Below are 17,130 nucleotides of genomic sequence, written 5' to 3'. Positions count from 1 at the left end.
GAATATCCTAAGGTAGCGGCGCCGCCGCGGCGAACCTGCTTCGCCTGAGTCTGCGGCGCCTGACCCGGTTCGTCACTTATCCATATATACCGCTTATACCGCTCCTGCCACGCTTGGAGACAAGCCGCTGAGTCCGCCCATCCGCGGGCGTCCCACCGAATAATATTCCAGCCCGGTTCCTTCGATTTGTTCCTTGGAGTAGACGTTGCGCCCGTCGATCAGGATCGGCTTGCGCATTCCTGCTGCCAGAAGGTGCAGATCGATATCCTTGAACACGGCCCAATCTGTGAGCAGGCAGACCGCGTCGCTGCCGGTTCCCGCTTCCTCCGGCACGGCGCACCAGTGAATCAGCGGGTGGTCGTATTGCTTCCGGAAATTGTCCGCGGCAATCGGATCGTACACCTTCACATGCGCGCCTTCCTTAACAAGCGCCTCGATGATTTCCCTTGCAGGCGATTCGCGCACATCGTCGGTGTTCGGCTTGAAGGCCAGTCCCCAGATTCCGATTGTCGCACCCTGCAGACTGCCTATCGACTCGTGGAGCTTCGCAAGAATCATGAACCGCTGGCCCTGATTGACTTCGACCACCGATTTCAGCAGCTTGAATTCGTAGTCGACGTTCCCTGCGATCTGGATCAGCGCCTTCGTATCTTTCGGGAAGCAGGAGCCGCCGTAGCCGATTCCCGCCTGGAGGAAGGAAGAGCCGATCCGCCGGTCGAGGCCCATTCCCTCGGCCACCTCGGTCACATCCGCGCCTACCTTTTCGCAGATATTGGCGATTTCGTTGATGAACGAAATTTTGGTTGCCAGAAATGCGTTCGAGGCGTACTTGATCATTTCCGCGCTGCGGATGTCGGTGACGACAATATTTTCGGTGAAGCCCTGATGAAGCTCCCGCATAACGGGCTCAAGGGCCGGGTTGTCGAGACCGATGATCACCCGGTCGGGATGCAGCGTATCCTGGATGGCCGAGCCTTCCCGGAGGAATTCCGGCGCCGATACGATATCGAACGGATAGCCGGTGTGGGCAGCGATAATCTGGCGGATTTTCTCGTTCGTTCCTACGGGAACGGTAGACTTCGTCATGATGATCTTATAGCCTTCCATGGCTCGGCCGATGTCCGCAGCCGCGCTTTCGATGTACTGCAGATCCGCTTCCCCGTTCGGGAGAGAAGGCGTGCCTACAGCAAGGATAACGATATCCGAGAGGCGAACCGACTCCCGGAGATCGGAGGAGAACTTCAGTCTTCCCTCTTTCAGGTTCATTTCGATCAGCGCCTCGATACCCGGTTCGTAGATGGGCGACTTCATCTGGCCCAGCCGGGCGATCTTCTCCTCATCCTTATCGACGCAAATAACATGGTTACCCCCAAGTGTAAAGCATACGCCCGATACGAGGCCGACATAGCCAGTGCCGATTACCGCCAGATTCATATCTTCATCCTCCTTTTAGAAAGTTCACATACGCCTGTTCAACATACTGCTTGAACTGCACCATAAACGTTCGTTCATCGAATTTCTGCGCGTGCTTCATAATTTTCCCGACGTCCCATGCATACGATTCCACTTCGGCAATAGCCCCTAGCAAATCGTCGACTTCCTGCTTCTTGAAAAATACGCCGTTTACATAGGGCACTATCGTGTCCAGCGCTCCGCCCGCCTGATAGGCGATAACCGGTCTTCCCGCAGCGTTCGCCTCCAGCGGCGTTATGCCGAAATCCTCTTCCCCGGGAAAAATATAAGCCCGGCACTGCGACATCAGTCCGTTGACCTCATCGTCTTCGAGACGGCCGAGGAATTTAACATTGCTCTTGGCCATTCCTTCCAGCCGCTTCCGGTCGGGACCGTCGCCGACGATGAGCAGCTTCAGACCGTTGCGGTTGAAGGCTTCGACCGCCAGATCGATCCGCTTGTAGGAAACCAGTCTGGAGACGATCAGATAATAATCGCCGATGGAGCTTGAGCTTTTGAACCGGGAGGTATTGATGGGCGGGAAGATGACATCAGCATCCCGATGGTAGTAGTTCCGTATCCGGCTCTTGACAACGGATGAGTTGGCAACGAACTGGTTCACGTTTTTGGAGGTCCGCTGATCCCACATTTTGAGCTGCTGGATGTAGAGCTTCAGCACTCTTTTGAATAAACCGGAATTCGACTGCCGTTCCATATAGGTGTCATAATCCCAGGCAAATCTCATCGGGGTGTGGCAGTAGCAGAGATGAAATGTACGCTTGGGAACCTGGATGCTCTTCATGAACGCGCTGCTGGAACTCAGTACGATGTCGAACCCGCTGAAGTCCAGATCGCGGATAGCCATGGGATAAAGCGGCAGCACCCCTTTAAAATTGTCCTTCACTCCCGGAATTTTTTGCAGCCAGGAGGCCCGGATATCCGCGTCCTTGAGATTCTCGGTCAGGCGGTTTCCGTTAAAAACCGTCGTGAAGATTGGAGCCTCCGGATACATATGGTGAAAAACCTCCACCACCCTTTCCGCTCCGCCCATTTGGATTAAGTAATCATGCGCTATCGCTATTTTCATGTGAATCATCCTCAACGTTTGATGGAGCTATGTGTGTCAAGAAGCGGCTGCTTAAGAGACAGCTGCTTGCTTCACAGGTGATATCCGCTCTCCTTTTGTTCGTCAGGTGCCCGCCACCAGGCCTTTATAATAGGCGACAATCTCTTTGACCGTGTTCTCGATCACAAAATGTTCCTTTACCCGCTTGATCCCGGCTTCCGCCATTCTTTCCCGCTCTTCGGGATGCTCCAGCATCCAGTTGATCGATTCCGCAAGAATAGCCGGGTCTCCAGGCTGAATGAGCAGTCCTGTCTCACCCGGCACGACGATTTCAACCGGTCCTCCCTCATTGGACGCGATTACCGGCAGACCCGCCGCCATCCCTTCGACGATCACCTGGCCGAACGGCTCCGGTGTGATCGAAGTATGGACGAGCAGATCCGCTTGTTGCATCAATCCCTGAATGTCCTCCACATGTCCCAGGAGGCTTACATTGTCAAGCCCCTCGCGCTCGATCGTCGCAAGCAGCTTCTTCTTGTATTCGTCTTCGCCGAAGAGGGCGTCGCCCGCCAGCCAGAACTTGATTCGGCCGTTACCCTGAAGCTTCTTGGCCGCATCCAGCAGAATATGCTGACCCTTCCATTCGGCCAGCCGCCCGACCAGCAGAACGTTGAAGTCCTTCTGGTCCCCGCGTCCGGCTACGCCGCCGATCGCTTTGGCGAAAGCGGAATAGACGACCAGCGTCTTCTTCGACTTCGGCAGCTCCAGCGCGCTGAGCGTGGACTTCGAATTGGCGATGACGCCGTTCGGCAATAGACGCGAGAGCAGCCGGATGGCTTTGGCGACAACCGGCTTCAGATAAGGCGCGCCAATATGGTCGCGAATATGCCAAATCAGCGGTACGCCTGCCATCTTGGCGGCAACCGTTCCGTACAGGGCAGACTTAAGGGAGTTGGTATGCACGCAGGCTACCCGCTCCTTCTTCAGCAGCGGAGCGATTTTACGGCCGTAGGCCAGCAGCTTCATGGCAGCAGCCGGCGCGCCCAGGTTGACGGTGTTGCGGCCGCGGCTTCGGACGCTCTCGTCCATCGGCACGATCCGGACGTCGATTCCTCTATCGCGCAAGCGGTCGGCCAGCGCGCCTTCCTCCGCCAGGATCACAAGCGGGTCAACCTGTTCTCCGATATGGGTCAGAATGTTGAACAACGCTACCTCGCCGCCGCTCCATCTAGCCGTGTGATCGATATATGCCACTCTCAACATTCAGCGTCTCTCCTTTCCCCATAACCTCTCTGAATACGGCTTCCACCTGATCCGCGACATGCTCCCAGGTGTACCTTTCCAGCACATGCTCCCGGCATTCCTCCCGGCTCGGAAGAAGCCTTCGGTTGCCGAGCATGTGGGAAATCCCCTCGGCCATATCCGCGGCGGACGAGCTCTTGAAGAGCAGCTCCGGCCGGAAATTCTGCAGGATTTCCCGGTTGCCGCCGATCGGCGTTGCCATGACCGGCAGTCCGCTAGCCAGCGCTTCGGCTGTGATCAGGCCGAAGCCCTCCAGAGCCTGCGACGGAACGACGAACAGGTCAGCCGCCTGATAATACGAGGCCAGCTCATGGTCGGGGATATAGCCGAGCAGCCTGACCTTGCTTGTCAGCCCGTAATCGGCGATCCGCTCTTCGAGCTCCGCCCGCAAGGGGCCTTTGCCGCCGATCAGCAGGATAGCGTTCGGGAAGCGCTCAGACACGGACCGCCAGGCTTCCAGCAGCTGCAGGAGGCCCATCCGGTTCACGAGCCTGCGAACCGTCAGCACCGTGGTGGCCCCTTCCGGCAGATTCAGCATTCGACGGACCGCAAGCCGGTTGCTTGAAGGAATGAACCGGTCGATGTTGGCCGCTCCGGGAATGATGACGATCTTGTCAAGCGGAATACCGTGCAGCGAATGGAGAATGTCGCGGAAGGTCTCGCTGAGGACGATGAACTTATCCGCGAGCCGGTAAGCCTTCCGTTCAATCGACTTGGCAATCGCGGTCTTCACCTGATGCTTGATTCCCTGGCCTTCGATCTTCATCTCTTCATTCCAGGGGCCGTGGAACGTCATGACAACCGGAATGCCGCGCTTCTTCGCCTCGATGGCCGGGCCGACCCCGTAGGGAGCGAAATGGGAGTACAGGATGTCGATCCTTTCCTTCCCGCTGTTAAACATGTCCGCCGCCTTTCTCTGAAAGGCGTCCTTCCGCTTCCAGATCGACTCTTTCGGATCGCCGGCGTTATGGATAATCAGTTCCTCGGGAGTTGCCGGCATCTCCTTGGTGCAAATCAGCGCCTGCACCCGGTTGCGGGAGGAGAGCTGCTCGCAGACGGATTTGAAATACGTGTTGAGCCCGCCAGGCTGCACGGAAGGCCAGCTAAGGCCCGTTGACATAATGTTCAATCCGTCAGGATAAGACATAGCTTCTTCCTCCCTTCTTCTGTTCTTTCTCCGCCTGGCTTGCCCTTAAAGCCTTTAAAGCCCTCAGGGTTTGAAGCCGACTATGAATTCTCACATGATCAGGGACGCCAGGGGTGTCCGCGAGCTCAATCGCCCCATCCCCGCTTCCCTCACCCAATACAATCTCTTCGGCGAACGGCCGGCACCCTAACCGGATTTCGTCATTTGGGATAGCATTGTCCCCGGTCATCGGGTCAACGCCGGCAAACACGCTTGAAACTGAATTCATGCAGGTTTCCTCCTTTATCTAACCGTTCGCATCCGTTGTTTTCTTGCCCATATAGGAATTCATTGTCGTCTTCGCCTTAAGCCGGGAGCGGTTCTTAAGAAATCACCGGCTGTCCGTAGCCACTTGGCCTTTAGCTTCGGCCAGTACGCTTTCGGTCTCCGGCTCGATCACCGCCGGGTCGGCTTCTTTCCTGCCGGTCTCGATCAGCTCTCTTACGCCGAGGCCAAGACCGATCAGCATCCAGATCAGGTAGGCTTTCAGCCCTGAGAATCCGTTGTCCGACACCAGCCCTACCACCGCGCCTACCCACGCCGCAAGAGCCAGCCTGCCATACAGCTGGAGCCGGATCATGCCGACCACTCTGCCGTAAATCTGCTTGGCTACCGCTCCGAGTGCGATAAAGAACAGCAGGCCGCCCGGAGCGCCGAAGGTGAGCATCAGGGCAATGAACCCGTTGTCCATAATGCCGTATTCGCCGAGCTCGCCGCTGTTGCCAATCTTCGTGCTCTGTCCGACGCTGCCGATTCCCTGGCCTACCGGATTGGATTTAATCGCAGGGATCATCGTTCCGAGGAGGTTGAGCCGGTCGTTATAGGAGCGGTCCTCTTGGATAGACGAGAGGGTCTCCATCCGTGCCGTCAGCCCCTCCGCTCCCGGAAGCTTCGGAACGATCCAGAACAGCGCAAGCGCTACAAAGACCACCTGAATCAGAGTCTTCCATTTGCCTTTAGAAGAAGAAGATGCGATATAGACGAGAAGCATGACCAGCATCAGTAGCCAGGAGGCGCGTACGAGCGTGGTCAGCAGGCAGACGACCACAAGCAGAACGCCGATCCAGCTGAAGGCTCCCCGCCAGCGCTTCTCAAGGATCATCGGCACCAGCGCGAACACGAGGAAGGTTGCGGCGGGTCCCGGCGAGTTGAGGGTGGAGAAGACCCTGACCTCCAGCGGATGCGGCGTACCGATGGAATTCATACCCGAATTCTGCATCCAGAAAGCGTCCCATGCCGGAACCGTCAAATACTGTATGATCCCGTACACGGCTACCAAAACCGCGATATTGGCATAGGTGCCAAGCAGCCTGTCGATATCGCGGGCCGTAAACGGCGTTACTGCAAAATACAGCAGAAGAAGAAGCGGAACCAGGTAGTTCAGCAGATCGTATACCGAGCCTACGCCATTCTTCGCCAGCCCGATCAGGGTGGCGTATCCGAGCGGAATCGCGAACAGCAGCATCAGCCGCATATGAGGCCGCTTGAGGGTATGAATTTCGCGCAGGACCGGTATGGCGACCGTCGCTCCTGCGAGCAGCGGAGCCAAGCTGAGCAACGAGACGGAGTGATAGGTGCCTTCACTCCAGTCGGCAAGCCGGCGAAGCTCGGGAGCGACAGCCCAGACCAGCAGCGTGTACGAAACGAGCAGCCGGGGCTTCAGCAGCGAGAGCAGGAAGGCCGGGAACAGCAGCGCCGACACAATAGCCAGCTGCAGGCTGCTCGATGAGCTGAGCTTTGCGCTGACAAAGCCGATCATCAGCGGCACGACCGCGCAAACCGCTGCAAAAATGCCCGCAGTCACCACAGTGCGAAGATTTCCCGGCAGCGGAAGGCCGGTACTGCCCGAATGGCGGCTAGTCATCGTCTCATACACCTCCTGTTCCTTGCGGACACGCTTTTATTCGAAGCTCTGTCCGTTCGCTTTTTCCCGTTTGCGCAGTTCCTTCAGCAGAAGAACCAGAAACTGGGCATCGTCGACCAAATACCGTTTCCACAGCCTTCCCGGCTCCTGGCTTAGCCTCCAGAACCATTCCAGCCCCGTTTTTTGCATGAAATCCGGTGCCCGCTTGACCGAACCGGACAGAAAATCGAAGGTGGCTCCGACGCCGATCGAGATAGGCGCCCGGTAGGACAGATAATGACGGTAGATCCATTTCTCCTGCTTGGGAGCTCCGACGCCCACGAACACGATGTCCGGCCGGGTTTCATTCAGCATGCTGATAATCCGCTTGTTCTCTTCCTCGTTGTTCTCGAACCCGTAGGATGGAGAGTAGCAGCCGACGATGTTGATATCCGGATAGGACGCTTTGAGGTTCTTCGTCGCCCGTTCCGGCACGCCTTCGGCGGAGCCCAGGAAGAACAGCCGATATTTCCGCTGCTGGAACGCATGCCCCAATCTGCTGAACAGATCGGCTCCGGACACCTTCTGCTTGAGCGGCTTGCCCAGCATCTTGGAAGCCCAGATGAGAGGCATCCCGTCCGCGACGACAGCACCGGCTTCAGAGTAGACCGTACGGAATTCCTTATCCTTGCGCAGCTTGATCACATGATCCACATTGCAGGTCAGAATGTAGGAATGGTTCCTTTCCCGGATCGTAGTATCGATATACTCCAGCAGATCCATGAAATCATAATTGTTAAAGTTGACATCGAACATGTTTACTTGATTCATCGTATCACTTCTTTTTGTGGGGAATCGGTTGGCTGCGAAGCCCGATACAGGCAGTTCAGGTACCAACAGAACGGAATAATAAATTGGACCGTCGACAGCGTATTATCAGAAAAGGAATAAATCAGAAACGCTGCTATCAAGAGCAGGTAATACATTTTTACCGGCGGCGCCAAAGCTCTGTAAACCAGAAGGAACACAGCCATTAACGACAGCCACAGCAGAGTCGAGCCGATGTACCCCCCGTCGAAGTAAAACCGGATATATTCATTGTGGGGAACGACAAAGCCTATAAACAATGTACCGTCATTGGCTACCGTAACGGCGCCCAGGCCTCTTCCCGATAAAGGGGAGCCCGACGCTTTATCCAAAAAGTATGTCCATGCTTCCGAGCGTCCCGACAAGTCGATTCCATCGCTGGTCTGCCTTTCGAAGGACCGTTTCTTGATATTGTCCCACTGCATGAATACGGCTCCGGCAATGACGGCCACCGAGCACAGCAGCGGAATCAGATAACGGGTCTTGCCTTTCAGGTAGCGCCGGAAGATGTCGAAGAAGTAATAGAGGGCCATAGGGATCAGCGCGAGCAACGGCCCCCGCGTTCCCGTAGCGATCAGCGTCATGAAATTCACGGCCAGCATGGTGTAAAAGAACCGCTCATGGCCCGGATTCCGCTTCAGCTCAATGAACGGAATCACCGTTCCAAGGAAGGCGAGCATCGCCAGATGCGACGGAATGTTCGCTCCTTGAATCCTCACCGCGCCGGTGAATTCAACATTCAGCATCGGGTGAAGATGCGCCGCCTGCAGCAGCGCTCCGACCACAAGGCTTACCACCGGGAGCAGACAGATCAGCCGGATCTGCCGCTCTGCCACCTCTTTCTTCCAATTGATCAGCAGGAACATGAACGGCAGAGACAGTCCGATAAATGCCTTAACCGCAATCTGTGATGTCATCTCGGGGAGCCATATGGAGGCCGTAAAGGTCATGAACACCATCGCCGCCAAGGCCCACAGCGGATAGCTGAGCTTGAAGCGCAGGCCGTTGACGAGGATGCAGGGCACGAGCAGCGCCAGCATGGCCAGCTTATACAGCGACAGGATTTCCATCCCGAAAAGGCTGCCGCCGTATAAAAAATTGATAGATATCGCCGTCGTCAGAAGGACGAAATAGCTGATATAATCCGGCCGGGTCAGGGATACGACGAGCAGCAGGAGAAAACCTACAGCGGCAACCGCGACAGCCGGCATGTATATCACTGTCGTGCCTAGAAACAGGGCCGATAGGAGAAAGAGCATTCCATACGGCAGAGCATACAATTTGGAAGCCCGGTGTCCGCTTATCATCATCCATTCACCCCGTCGCCGATTCCCGATTTCGATTCCGCAGCATATGGAGCGTTCCGCGGACGCTCTCCAGCCTGCATTTGTTCAGCAGCTTTCTTCCCTGGCTTCCGGATACCGCCGACAAAACCGAATCCACGGCGATATACAGAATTTTGGCTCCCGTCTTCCCCCAAAGAAGCAGATTGCCCACCGGGCCTTCGCTTCCGAGGGCGTTGGACAGCCCCTGGCTGTAATACCGCTTCATGATCCAGGCCTGCGTCAGGCGGCTTGCCGGAACGAAATGGTCCACCGCCATCTGCGGATGATAAAGGATGGATTGTCCTTCTTTCCGGATTCTCCCGAACAGCCAGGTCTCCTCGCCCGACAAGAGCGATTCCCCTTTGCGGCCAAGCTCCAGCGGGAACAGGCTTAGATTGAAGACTTCGCGTCTCATCGCCATATTGGCGCCGCAGGGGTGGAACTTGCCCGGATATTCCTTGATCCGATTCCCCAGATCCATGATCGTGTAGGGGAACTCGAACGGCTTGATGAGCCACTCCGGCCTCCCGTTCTCAAAGATGGGAGCTACCTTCCCGCCCATGGCCATCACGGCCGGTTTGCTTTCCATTGTGTTCACAATGGTCGAAATCCAATTCCGGACCGGCAGCGCATCGTCGTCGAGAAAGGCGATCAGCTTGGCTTTGGCCGCCAGTATCCCCGAGTTGCGGGCCGCCGACAGTCCTTGTACCGGCTCCAGCAAATATTTCATTTGAATCTGCTGCTCATACTTGTCCATGAACCGCTTCACGACGGATGCGGTATCGTCGGTCGACCGGTTATCGACTACAATGACCTCCGCCTCATCCAGCATATCGAGCCCGAGCAGGGAATCCAGCGTTTTGGATAACAGCCCGGCACGGTTGTAGGTGCAGATGATGATGGACAGCCGGGGTACGTCTCCGTGCTCTAACATGGGCATTCACCTAATTTCTGAATTAATAAGCGTTTTTCGATCCTAACAGCATGAGACCGGTTTTAATAATAATCTTGAGATCGAGCGCCGTGCTCCGCATCCGGATATACGTCAGGTCCAGTTGGACCATCTCTTCGAATCCGACGCTGTTCCGCGCGTGCACCTGCCAGTAGCCTGTGCAACCCGGGGTAACGGTGAGCCGCTGCTTGTCGTACTCCGTATACTGCGCCACTTCATCGGGGAGAGGCGGCCGGGGTCCGACCAGGCTCATGTTGCCGGTCAGCACGTTCCACAGCTGGGGCAGCTCATCGATGCTGGTTTTGCGCAAAAACTTGCCGATCCGCGTGATGCGGGGGTCGTTCTTCATTTTGAACATTGCTCCGCTGACCTCGTTGTAGGCCATCAGGTTCTTTTTTAATTCCTCCGCGTTCGAGATCATCGATCTGAACTTGTACATCTCGAACGGCTTCTCGTCCTTGCCTATCCGGGTCTGCCGGAAGAACACTTTCCCTTTCGGGTCGTCAAGCTTGATCAGTATTGCGACTACGGCAAACAGGGGCAGCAGCAAGAAGAGACACAGAGCGGAAAAAAGGATGTCGATGACCCGTTTCATAACCAGGTAAGAATTGCTTTCCTGCGCTTCTTCAGCATGGAGCACGTAAAGGCTCGATAGAATCCGCTCAGCGTCATCCGGCATTTTATGCATGCTCATTTCCCTCTCAATCCTCCTTGAAAGAATGGCCCTTATAATACATGTAATATCTAGTCATTAACCTGCAGTTTGCTCCGCCTTGCTTAACCATTCGGCCATAGCGTCCATAACGGGATACCGGAGATCCTTGCTTTGCAGGGCAAATTCCAGCGTCGTCAAAATGTAGCCGAGGCGCTCGCCCACATCGTATCTCGTGCCATCGAAATTGTAGGCGTAAACCCGTTCGCTTTGGTTCAGCTTCTGGATCGCGTCCGTCAGCTGGATTTCGCCGCCGGCGCCTTTCTCCTGCAGATCGAGATATTTAAAGATTTTCGGCGTGAACACGTAGCGGCCCATAATGGCCAGATTGGAAGGAGCGGTTCCGAGCTTCGGCTTCTCGACGAAGTTATGGACGCGGTACAGACGGCCTTCCTGCAAATCCGGCTCGATAATACCGTACCGGTTGGTGAACTCGTCGGGAATTTCCTGCACGCCGATGACCGAGTTCTGCGTTTCTTCGTACTGGTCGATCAGCTGTTTCAAGCATGGCGTCTTGCCGGTAACGATATCGTCGCCGAGCATTACGCCGAACGGCTCGTCGCCGATAAACCGTCTGGCGCACCATACCGCATGTCCCAGGCCTTTGGGTTCTTTTTGCCGGATATAGTGAATCTCAACCTTGGAAGAACGCTGTACCTCCTGCAGCAGCTCCAGCTTGCCGTCCTCAAGCAGCCGCGATTCCAGCTCGAAGGCGTTGTCGAAGTGATCTTCGATCGCCCGTTTGCCTTTACCGGTTACGATAATGATGTCCTCGATGCCGGAAGCGATCGCTTCCTCCACAATGTACTGAATAGTAGGCTTGTTGATGATGGGAAGCATTTCCTTAGGCATTGCCTTCGTTGCAGGAAGAAAACGGGTTCCTAAGCCGGCTGCGGGAATAATCACTTTTTTCACTTTTTTCATCATCCATGCCTCCTAAAAGTTTTGTTAGCATAAGCATCCTTGAGCAACTTCGCAAAACTAGCTTCGAAAGCAAATCCGCCGTATACTCCTCGAACAACCTCGCACTTACCGGCTACGATCTTACTTGGCCTGATTTATGGCAATGCCGAGAATTGCAGTCCCGGCTTGTTCCATCAAAGTCTTGACCCGGCGGATCGAATCCCGCTTGGATTTGCCGTAACGGGCGACGATGACGACGCCGTCGGTAAGCGGCGCGAGCACGCGGGCATCGCTGTATTCCACCGCCGGTGGCGAGTCAAGGAGAACCAGGTCATGGGTTCTTTTCAGCTCCTCCAGCAGCTCCGCCATTGCCGTGTTGCCCAGCAAGTCGGGCGGACTAACGGAGGATGAGCCTGCCGTAACGATGGTCAGATTGGCGAGATTTCCGTATACGCCGATCTTACCCAGCTCCTTCTGGCCGCTCAGACCGTCGGCCAATCCTATTCCGTTGTCTAGCCCGAACACCGTATGAATGCCGGGGCTGCGCAGGTTGCCGTCCACAACCGCCACTTTCTTGCCGTCCTGAACGAAGGAAACCGCGAGGTTGGCCAGAACCGTCGTCTTTCCTTCTCCCGCTTCGCCTGAGGTGAACAGCAGCGCTCTTCCTCCTCCGCCCTGCAGCAGCCCGAGCTGCCGGATGTAGGTGCGAAGCGAGCGGAACGATTCGGACACATGCGACTGCGGATTGCGCTCGGCAATGAGACTGTTACTTAACCGCAGCATACGCTCCCTCCCCTACCCTTGCTTTGTTGTCGCCGTCCTTGCCAAGATCGCGATTGCGGATTACCGGTATGGTGCCGATGACCGGAAGGCCGAACTCGTGCTCCGCTTCCTTCTCGGAGCGAAGAGCTCCGCTCAGCGTCTCCATCAGGAGGATAATCCCAAGCGCCGCCATCAGCGAGACGACGAAGCTGATAACCAAATTCATCGTGTAGCCGCCGTTTGCGGGTCCAGGTACATCCTTCGGGTCCGCCGGCGTAAGGAAGGTGACGTTGCTTAGATTCATCAGCTCCGGCAAGGAACGAATGAAAGTCTGGGATACCGCATTGACGATTCCTGCGGCCTTGACATAACTTTCGTCGTTTACGCTGAGATTGATGACCTGGCTTCCTTCCGATGATTTGAGGCTAACCTTGGAGCTTAGCTGATCACCGGTCAGTCCGAACTCCGGATGCGCCGCGGCCACGCGGTCCATAATGGCCGGCGATTTGATGACATCCTTGTAACTCCCGATCAGATTGAGACTGAAATTCAGATTGTTAAGGTTATTGCCTTCCGACAGATCTGCGGCGTTGTTCACCAGCAGCTGCGCTGTTGCGGAATAGACGGGGACCACGTAATTCTTGCTGACGTAATAGGTGGTAGTGCAGGAGATCAGCACGAACAGTACGATGAGCCATAGCCTTTTCTTGATGAGATTCAGGTAATCCAAAATCGTCTTTTCCACAGCGATCCTCCCTCCGTAGGATTTTGAAAGACTTCTGAAAATTTCAGATAACTTGCTTTTATTCTAACAATCCTCATTTTTCGCGGCATGGTCCCTGCCATTACTTTCGATTTCACTTTTGAATAAAGAAAATTACCGCTTTAGGACAAAGTATGGTATACTTTGGTACCATAGAATATGGTACAAATTAGTCTGTTTCGCTCAGGAACAATTGCCGATAAAATTAATAACCAAAAATTAAAGAATTAGCCCGAAAGCATAATCCGGTATCCGGGGCTCCCAGAATATATGAATTTGCCAAGAAGAAACGGCTGAAATATAAGGCCAAACGATAGAGGCGAAGCTTATACAGTCTTATATTTACAAAAAAAACACGGACATTTTGTCCGTGTTCCTGAAAACATATGATTCCGGCCGAGTTTATTCGACAGACATCTCGTATTTGGTCAATCCGACGGCGTTGGCATAAAGAGCCGCCTGTGTGCGGTCCGCAACCTGAAGCTTGGCCAAAATTTGGCTGACATGCTTCTTGACCGTGAACTCGCTGATGAACAGCCTTGACGCGATTTCCCGGTTGCAGGCGCCCTGGCCGAGCTCGATCAATACTTCGCGCTCTTTGGGCGTCAATTCGTCGGTAGGGCTCTTGCCGCTCATTCTCATCTTGTCTTCCATTAGGCCGGGGTCGTAATATTTTCTGCCCTTGTGGACCAGTTGAATAGCGAACAGAAGCTCTTCAGGCAGCGCCTCCTTCAGCACATAACCATCGACGAGCACCTCCTCTGCCTTGAGGAAATCTTCACGGCTCGCCGATGAGGTCAAAAGGATAAACTTGCTCTCAATTCCGCGGCTCCGCGCCGCTTTGATAACGTCAAGACCTGATTCGTCAGCAAGCTTCAAATCGATCAGCACCATATCGGGACGAAGTTCTTCCAGTACGCGCAGAGCTTCTTCGCCGTTTGTCGCTTCGCCAGCGAATTTCACATTGGGCTGCATGGAAATGACCGCTGCCAAACCTCTTCTCACAAGGGGGTGATCATCCACTATGACGATGTCCATATGCAAAGACCTCCTGTTATCTTTTATGCGTTCTTTAGTTCAATTACGCCTACCGGAATGGAAATTAGAATTTGGGTACCTGAATTTTCACTGCTCGACAACTGAAAATCCCCGCCAAGAGTCCGGGTCAAATGCTGCATATTTTTCATTCCCAATCCGCCGGTGTTTTCCTCTGAACGGGTCCATAGCAGATCGGTATCAAAGCCTACCCCGTCATCGCGGACGGCAAGTCCAACCCATCGCGGCTTCAAGGTCAGCTCAACCTCGATTTTACGGGCAGCCCCGTGGCGGATCGCATTGCCGGTCGCTTCGGAGATGATCCGAAAGAGGGCCTTGTGATACGTGTATGGCAGACTGAAATCGTCGCCCTTTACCTTGAAATCAATCTCAACATCGTTCAGCCTCGACAAGCTCTGCAGATGCGACCTTACCATGCCAAGCCAGGTCGGGCCTCCGCTTTTCTTGGAGCTCAGGCTGTAGATTGTAATCCGCAGCTCTTTGGCTGCCTTGGTCGCCGAATCATGGATCAGCTCGATCTGCTCCTCCAACTGGGAGGGCGTCATTTTTCGGCAGGACTGCTTGAGTGAATGGGCCGCATAAACAATGCCGAACAGACTCTGAGAGACGCTGTCGTGCATTTCGTCCGCAATCCGGTTCTGTTCATTCGTGACAATGAGCCGGTTCTCGGTAACGCTCAGTTCATGGCGTTCCAGCGTGATGGCGCTGAGCTCGGCCAGAAACATAAGCTGCTGAATGTACCATCTCCGGTTCTCCAGCCCCTCGTGCGCTTCCAGCTTAACTCCGATCACACCCACAAAGCGGGTGCTCATCCTAACCGGCATTAACAGCAGATCCCCAGAACCCGGAAAGCTCTTGAATATCGGTTCCTTCTGGCGCCGCCACTCCGGCTCGTGAACTTTAAGCTCCCCGAATAAATTGACTTCCTCCTCGGGCAGCCAGCCGGTCTGACGGCTTACGGGAGACGGCCCCCCGGGATAGCTCGCAAACCAGAACAACGCCTTGTTCAGCTTCGTCAGCTTGACGGCATATTCGGTAATGACCTGACCGATATTCATAAAATCATGCTCGCTTGAGGTTTCCACAATGTGATACAGCGACTTGATATGCTCGAGCATCTCGTTCGTTCGGGCGTTCGCCTCCTCCCGCTGCCGCCTGAACCTCGACAGCAGCTGCATAAAGGTCACTGTTAAAGCAAGCGCCAGAAACAGATTCCCGTTCTCCAGCAAAACCGAGACCAACGTACTTTCCGCCGATTTATAAAAAAAATAGCTGAATCCAAAGAAAATCGCAAAATAGCCGACCAGCAGACTCCAGCAAAAATAAAAGGACAAAGAACCCGCGGCAATCAAAATGGGATTAAGCGAATACAGCTTGAATGGGCTGTTATAACCGCCTGTACAAATCGCCAGCAGAAGAATCAGCGACATCTCGATGCTCACCGACGCCATAACGGCATGCGGTTTGTGCCGCAAACTCCGATAGGCAATCGTAAACGCGGGGGCAAGCAAGGCCAGAATCATGATGATCGGAATTTTATAAAACAGTGAAGGACCCGTTCGCGTAATTAAGAACATCAGTGAAGTAAGAAAAAGTGAAAAATAACGGAAAAATGTAATCATTCGATCTTCCGCAGATAACTTGATATTCATCCCACCACCCTATTCTCCAAATTTGTGGAAAATGCGAGCTTTTTACCTTCATGGGAACTGCTGTGTTAAATGCATCATACAAAAGAAAAATGACAATAACAAGTTACCTTTTTCAATGTGAACGGTTACACGATTAAAATTTTAGTATATTTTTTTTATTTTTCCCTGTTTATTCCGTACCAAAACGGGGTATAGTGAACCGTTTTTTTTCTAAATTTTTCTATTTTGGTGTCTTGGGGCGTCAAAGTAATGTCAGCTAAATTTCCGTTTATTTTCCGTCGGTGCAGCGCATTCAACTTTTATACGTTACACCGGCATTCCACAGAAGAGACTCCCATATATTTCTTAAACAGCCTCGAGAAGTAAAAAGGGGCGTTGTACCGGAGCATACCGGAAATTTCCTGAACCTGAAGCGAGGTGTTGAGCTGGAGCTTCTTGGCTTCGCCCATCTTCAGCCGGTGATTGTAATCATGCAGAGGGTACCCGCTGTTCCTCCGGACGAAATACAGCCCCTTCCGTCAAAAGTCCCGTCACTCGTTCACCCGGCTGCCTGTAAAGTTGATGTAATACTCGTCCCAGCTGCCGCCCGGCAGGGGACCGAAATCATAGATTTGTCCCGGAGCCGGAAGCAATGTACACGAACGCCCAATGCGCAAACGTGACGCCCATGCGGAACAGCGTTCTCCCGGGCAGATGGCCCACCTGGCCTACCCGGATGGATTTCAGTCTCAGCTTGGAGGACTCCATCTTCGGATCTATTATTCTGATCGGATACAGACTGATCATACAATCCATGCGTATGGACATAATTTGCATTCCTCCGCTCTCAACCCGTTCCAATCTTTAAACCTGGTCCCCGTCCCCAAAAAATTGACCTTTCGTCCCGGTTCGCTTCCGGGTATCCCGAGGCGACAAAGTTCTACTGAGCGGACCCGAAGACAAGCCGGCTCTCCCGGCGGCCCGGTCCGTACAGGATGCCATGTCAGGCATCTGGGTCTCAATCTCCACTTATCCGTCGGTGCGCGTTCCGGTTCTTAATGCGCTTTCCTGTTTGCCCATGGCCCTGACTTGGGCGATCAGGCCTATGAAGTGTCCGTCACTGAGACCGGGGCTGTGCTCGATATCAGCCGCAGCAATATTTCGAAGATGAAGACGCAGCGGCGGATTGTGGACCTGATGGCCAGCCTAAAGCTGAACCAGTTACAGCTTTATATAGAAGGAGTTGCGGCTCCTTATGCTTCCGATCCTTCTCTCCATTGAACAAGGGCCCCGTAGTCCAAATTCAAAAA

The 17,130-nt window shown here is 54.3% G+C and carries 18 protein-coding genes; 1 reads left to right on the top strand and 17 read right to left on the bottom strand.

What is annotated here, in order from left to right; all coding sequences use genetic code 11:
* Positions 1-93: 93 nt before the first annotated feature.
* From PSAB_RS04895 to PSAB_RS04820, 17 genes are all read right to left on the bottom strand, one after another.
* Positions 94-1,434, bottom strand: a complete 1,341-nt coding sequence (locus tag PSAB_RS04895) for a UDP-glucose dehydrogenase family protein (protein WP_025333460.1) — start codon at positions 1,432-1,434, stop codon at positions 94-96.
* Positions 1,435-1,438: 4 nt separating this feature from the next.
* Positions 1,439-2,539: a glycosyltransferase gene (locus tag PSAB_RS04890; RefSeq protein ID WP_025333459.1), complete on the bottom strand. Its 1,101-nt coding sequence runs from the start codon at positions 2,537-2,539 to the stop codon at positions 1,439-1,441.
* Positions 2,540-2,641: 102 nt separating this feature from the next.
* A complete protein-coding gene (locus PSAB_RS04885) occupies positions 2,642-3,781 on the bottom strand; it encodes a glycosyltransferase family 4 protein (protein WP_025333458.1) in 1,140 nt (379 codons plus the stop codon).
* Positions 3,747-4,967, bottom strand: a complete 1,221-nt coding sequence (locus tag PSAB_RS04880; RefSeq protein WP_051529840.1) for a glycosyltransferase family 4 protein — start codon at positions 4,965-4,967, stop codon at positions 3,747-3,749. The genes PSAB_RS04885 and PSAB_RS04880 overlap by 35 nt, the downstream gene beginning before the upstream one ends.
* Entirely contained in the window at positions 4,954-5,235 is a 282-nt protein-coding gene (locus tag PSAB_RS04875) for a hypothetical protein (protein ID WP_025333457.1), read from the bottom strand. The genes PSAB_RS04880 and PSAB_RS04875 overlap by 14 nt, the downstream gene beginning before the upstream one ends.
* 102 nt (positions 5,236-5,337) lie before the next feature.
* The gene (locus tag PSAB_RS04870) at positions 5,338-6,870 is read right to left on the bottom strand and encodes an O-antigen ligase family protein (RefSeq protein WP_025333456.1); all 1,533 of its coding nucleotides are present in this window, start codon (positions 6,868-6,870) and stop codon (positions 5,338-5,340) included.
* A 36-nt stretch (positions 6,871-6,906) separates the two neighbouring features.
* Positions 6,907-7,680 (bottom strand): WecB/TagA/CpsF family glycosyltransferase, encoded by a 774-nt coding sequence (locus tag PSAB_RS04865; RefSeq protein ID WP_025333455.1) that lies wholly within the window; start codon positions 7,678-7,680, stop codon positions 6,907-6,909.
* Complete coding sequence (locus tag PSAB_RS04860) at positions 7,677-9,026, bottom strand: O-antigen ligase family protein (RefSeq protein ID WP_226991766.1); 1,350 nt, start codon at positions 9,024-9,026, stop codon at positions 7,677-7,679. The genes PSAB_RS04865 and PSAB_RS04860 overlap by 4 nt, the downstream gene beginning before the upstream one ends.
* A gap of 4 nt (positions 9,027-9,030) precedes the next feature.
* Positions 9,031-9,975: a glycosyltransferase gene (locus PSAB_RS04855; RefSeq protein WP_025333453.1), complete on the bottom strand. Its 945-nt coding sequence runs from the start codon at positions 9,973-9,975 to the stop codon at positions 9,031-9,033.
* Between the two features lie 22 nt (positions 9,976-9,997).
* A complete protein-coding gene (locus PSAB_RS04850; RefSeq protein ID WP_025333452.1) occupies positions 9,998-10,687 on the bottom strand; it encodes a sugar transferase in 690 nt (229 codons plus the stop codon).
* A gap of 57 nt (positions 10,688-10,744) precedes the next feature.
* Entirely contained in the window at positions 10,745-11,629 is an 885-nt protein-coding gene (gene galU, locus PSAB_RS04845) for a UTP--glucose-1-phosphate uridylyltransferase GalU (protein WP_025333451.1), read from the bottom strand.
* Between the two features lie 120 nt (positions 11,630-11,749).
* Positions 11,750-12,391 (bottom strand): CpsD/CapB family tyrosine-protein kinase, encoded by a 642-nt coding sequence (locus PSAB_RS04840; RefSeq protein WP_025333450.1) that lies wholly within the window; start codon positions 12,389-12,391, stop codon positions 11,750-11,752.
* Complete coding sequence (locus PSAB_RS04835; protein ID WP_025333449.1) at positions 12,375-13,115, bottom strand: YveK family protein; 741 nt, start codon at positions 13,113-13,115, stop codon at positions 12,375-12,377. Before PSAB_RS04835 ends, PSAB_RS04840 begins: the two co-directional genes overlap by 17 nt.
* Positions 13,116-13,535: 420 nt before the next feature.
* Positions 13,536-14,171 carry a response regulator gene (locus PSAB_RS04830; protein ID WP_025333448.1) on the bottom strand — a complete coding sequence of 212 codons (636 nt, stop codon included), beginning with the start codon at positions 14,169-14,171 and terminating at the stop codon, positions 13,536-13,538.
* 23 nt (positions 14,172-14,194) lie between these two features.
* On the bottom strand, positions 14,195-15,841 hold the full coding sequence (locus PSAB_RS04825; RefSeq protein ID WP_025333447.1) for a sensor histidine kinase: 1,647 nt from the start codon (positions 15,839-15,841) through the stop codon (positions 14,195-14,197).
* 299 nt (positions 15,842-16,140) lie between these two features.
* Positions 16,141-16,350, bottom strand: coding sequence for a helix-turn-helix domain-containing protein (locus PSAB_RS26520; RefSeq protein WP_144240590.1), 210 nt, complete (start codon positions 16,348-16,350; stop codon positions 16,141-16,143).
* Positions 16,351-16,444: 94 nt separating this feature from the next.
* The gene (locus PSAB_RS04820; protein WP_025333446.1) at positions 16,445-16,648 is read right to left on the bottom strand and encodes a hypothetical protein; all 204 of its coding nucleotides are present in this window, start codon (positions 16,646-16,648) and stop codon (positions 16,445-16,447) included.
* 282 nt (positions 16,649-16,930) lie between these two features.
* Between PSAB_RS04820 and PSAB_RS25685 the strand changes: the two genes are divergently transcribed.
* A complete protein-coding gene (locus PSAB_RS25685; protein WP_158442556.1) occupies positions 16,931-17,101 on the top strand; it encodes a hypothetical protein in 171 nt (56 codons plus the stop codon).
* Positions 17,102-17,130: the final 29 nt, after the last annotated feature.

Source organism: Paenibacillus sabinae T27 (assembly GCF_000612505.1).
Classification (GTDB): domain Bacteria; phylum Bacillota; class Bacilli; order Paenibacillales; family Paenibacillaceae; genus Paenibacillus_AQ; species Paenibacillus_AQ sabinae.
The sequence above is the reverse complement of the archived record's forward strand: the minus strand, read 5'-3'. Positions and strand labels throughout refer to the sequence as shown.

Bases quoted from the DNA above. Each gene is read 5' to 3' on its own strand.
- PSAB_RS04895 (WP_025333460.1), bottom strand. From the start codon at position 1,434: ATGAATCTGGCGGTAATCGGCACTGGCTATGTCGGCCTCGTATCGGGC.
- PSAB_RS04890 (WP_025333459.1), bottom strand. From the start codon at position 2,539: ATGAAAATAGCGATAGCGCATGATTACTTAATCCAAATGGGCGGAGCG.
- PSAB_RS04885 (WP_025333458.1), bottom strand. From the start codon at position 3,781: ATGTTGAGAGTGGCATATATCGATCACACGGCTAGATGGAGCGGCGGC.
- PSAB_RS04880 (WP_051529840.1), bottom strand. From the start codon at position 4,967: ATGTCTTATCCTGACGGATTGAACATTATGTCAACGGGCCTTAGCTGG.
- PSAB_RS04875 (WP_025333457.1), bottom strand. From the start codon at position 5,235: ATGAATTCAGTTTCAAGCGTGTTTGCCGGCGTTGACCCGATGACCGGG.
- PSAB_RS04870 (WP_025333456.1), bottom strand. From the start codon at position 6,870: ATGACTAGCCGCCATTCGGGCAGTACCGGCCTTCCGCTGCCGGGAAAT.
- PSAB_RS04865 (WP_025333455.1), bottom strand. From the start codon at position 7,680: ATGAATCAAGTAAACATGTTCGATGTCAACTTTAACAATTATGATTTC.
- PSAB_RS04860 (WP_226991766.1), bottom strand. From the start codon at position 9,026: ATGATGATAAGCGGACACCGGGCTTCCAAATTGTATGCTCTGCCGTAT.
- PSAB_RS04855 (WP_025333453.1), bottom strand. From the start codon at position 9,975: ATGTTAGAGCACGGAGACGTACCCCGGCTGTCCATCATCATCTGCACC.
- PSAB_RS04850 (WP_025333452.1), bottom strand. From the start codon at position 10,687: ATGAGCATGCATAAAATGCCGGATGACGCTGAGCGGATTCTATCGAGC.
- galU (WP_025333451.1), bottom strand. From the start codon at position 11,629: ATGAAAAAAGTGAAAAAAGTGATTATTCCCGCAGCCGGCTTAGGAACC.
- PSAB_RS04840 (WP_025333450.1), bottom strand. From the start codon at position 12,391: ATGCTGCGGTTAAGTAACAGTCTCATTGCCGAGCGCAATCCGCAGTCG.
- PSAB_RS04830 (WP_025333448.1), bottom strand. From the start codon at position 14,171: ATGGACATCGTCATAGTGGATGATCACCCCCTTGTGAGAAGAGGTTTG.
- PSAB_RS04825 (WP_025333447.1), bottom strand. From the start codon at position 15,841: ATGAATATCAAGTTATCTGCGGAAGATCGAATGATTACATTTTTCCGT.
- PSAB_RS04820 (WP_025333446.1), bottom strand. From the start codon at position 16,648: ATGTCCATACGCATGGATTGTATGATCAGTCTGTATCCGATCAGAATA.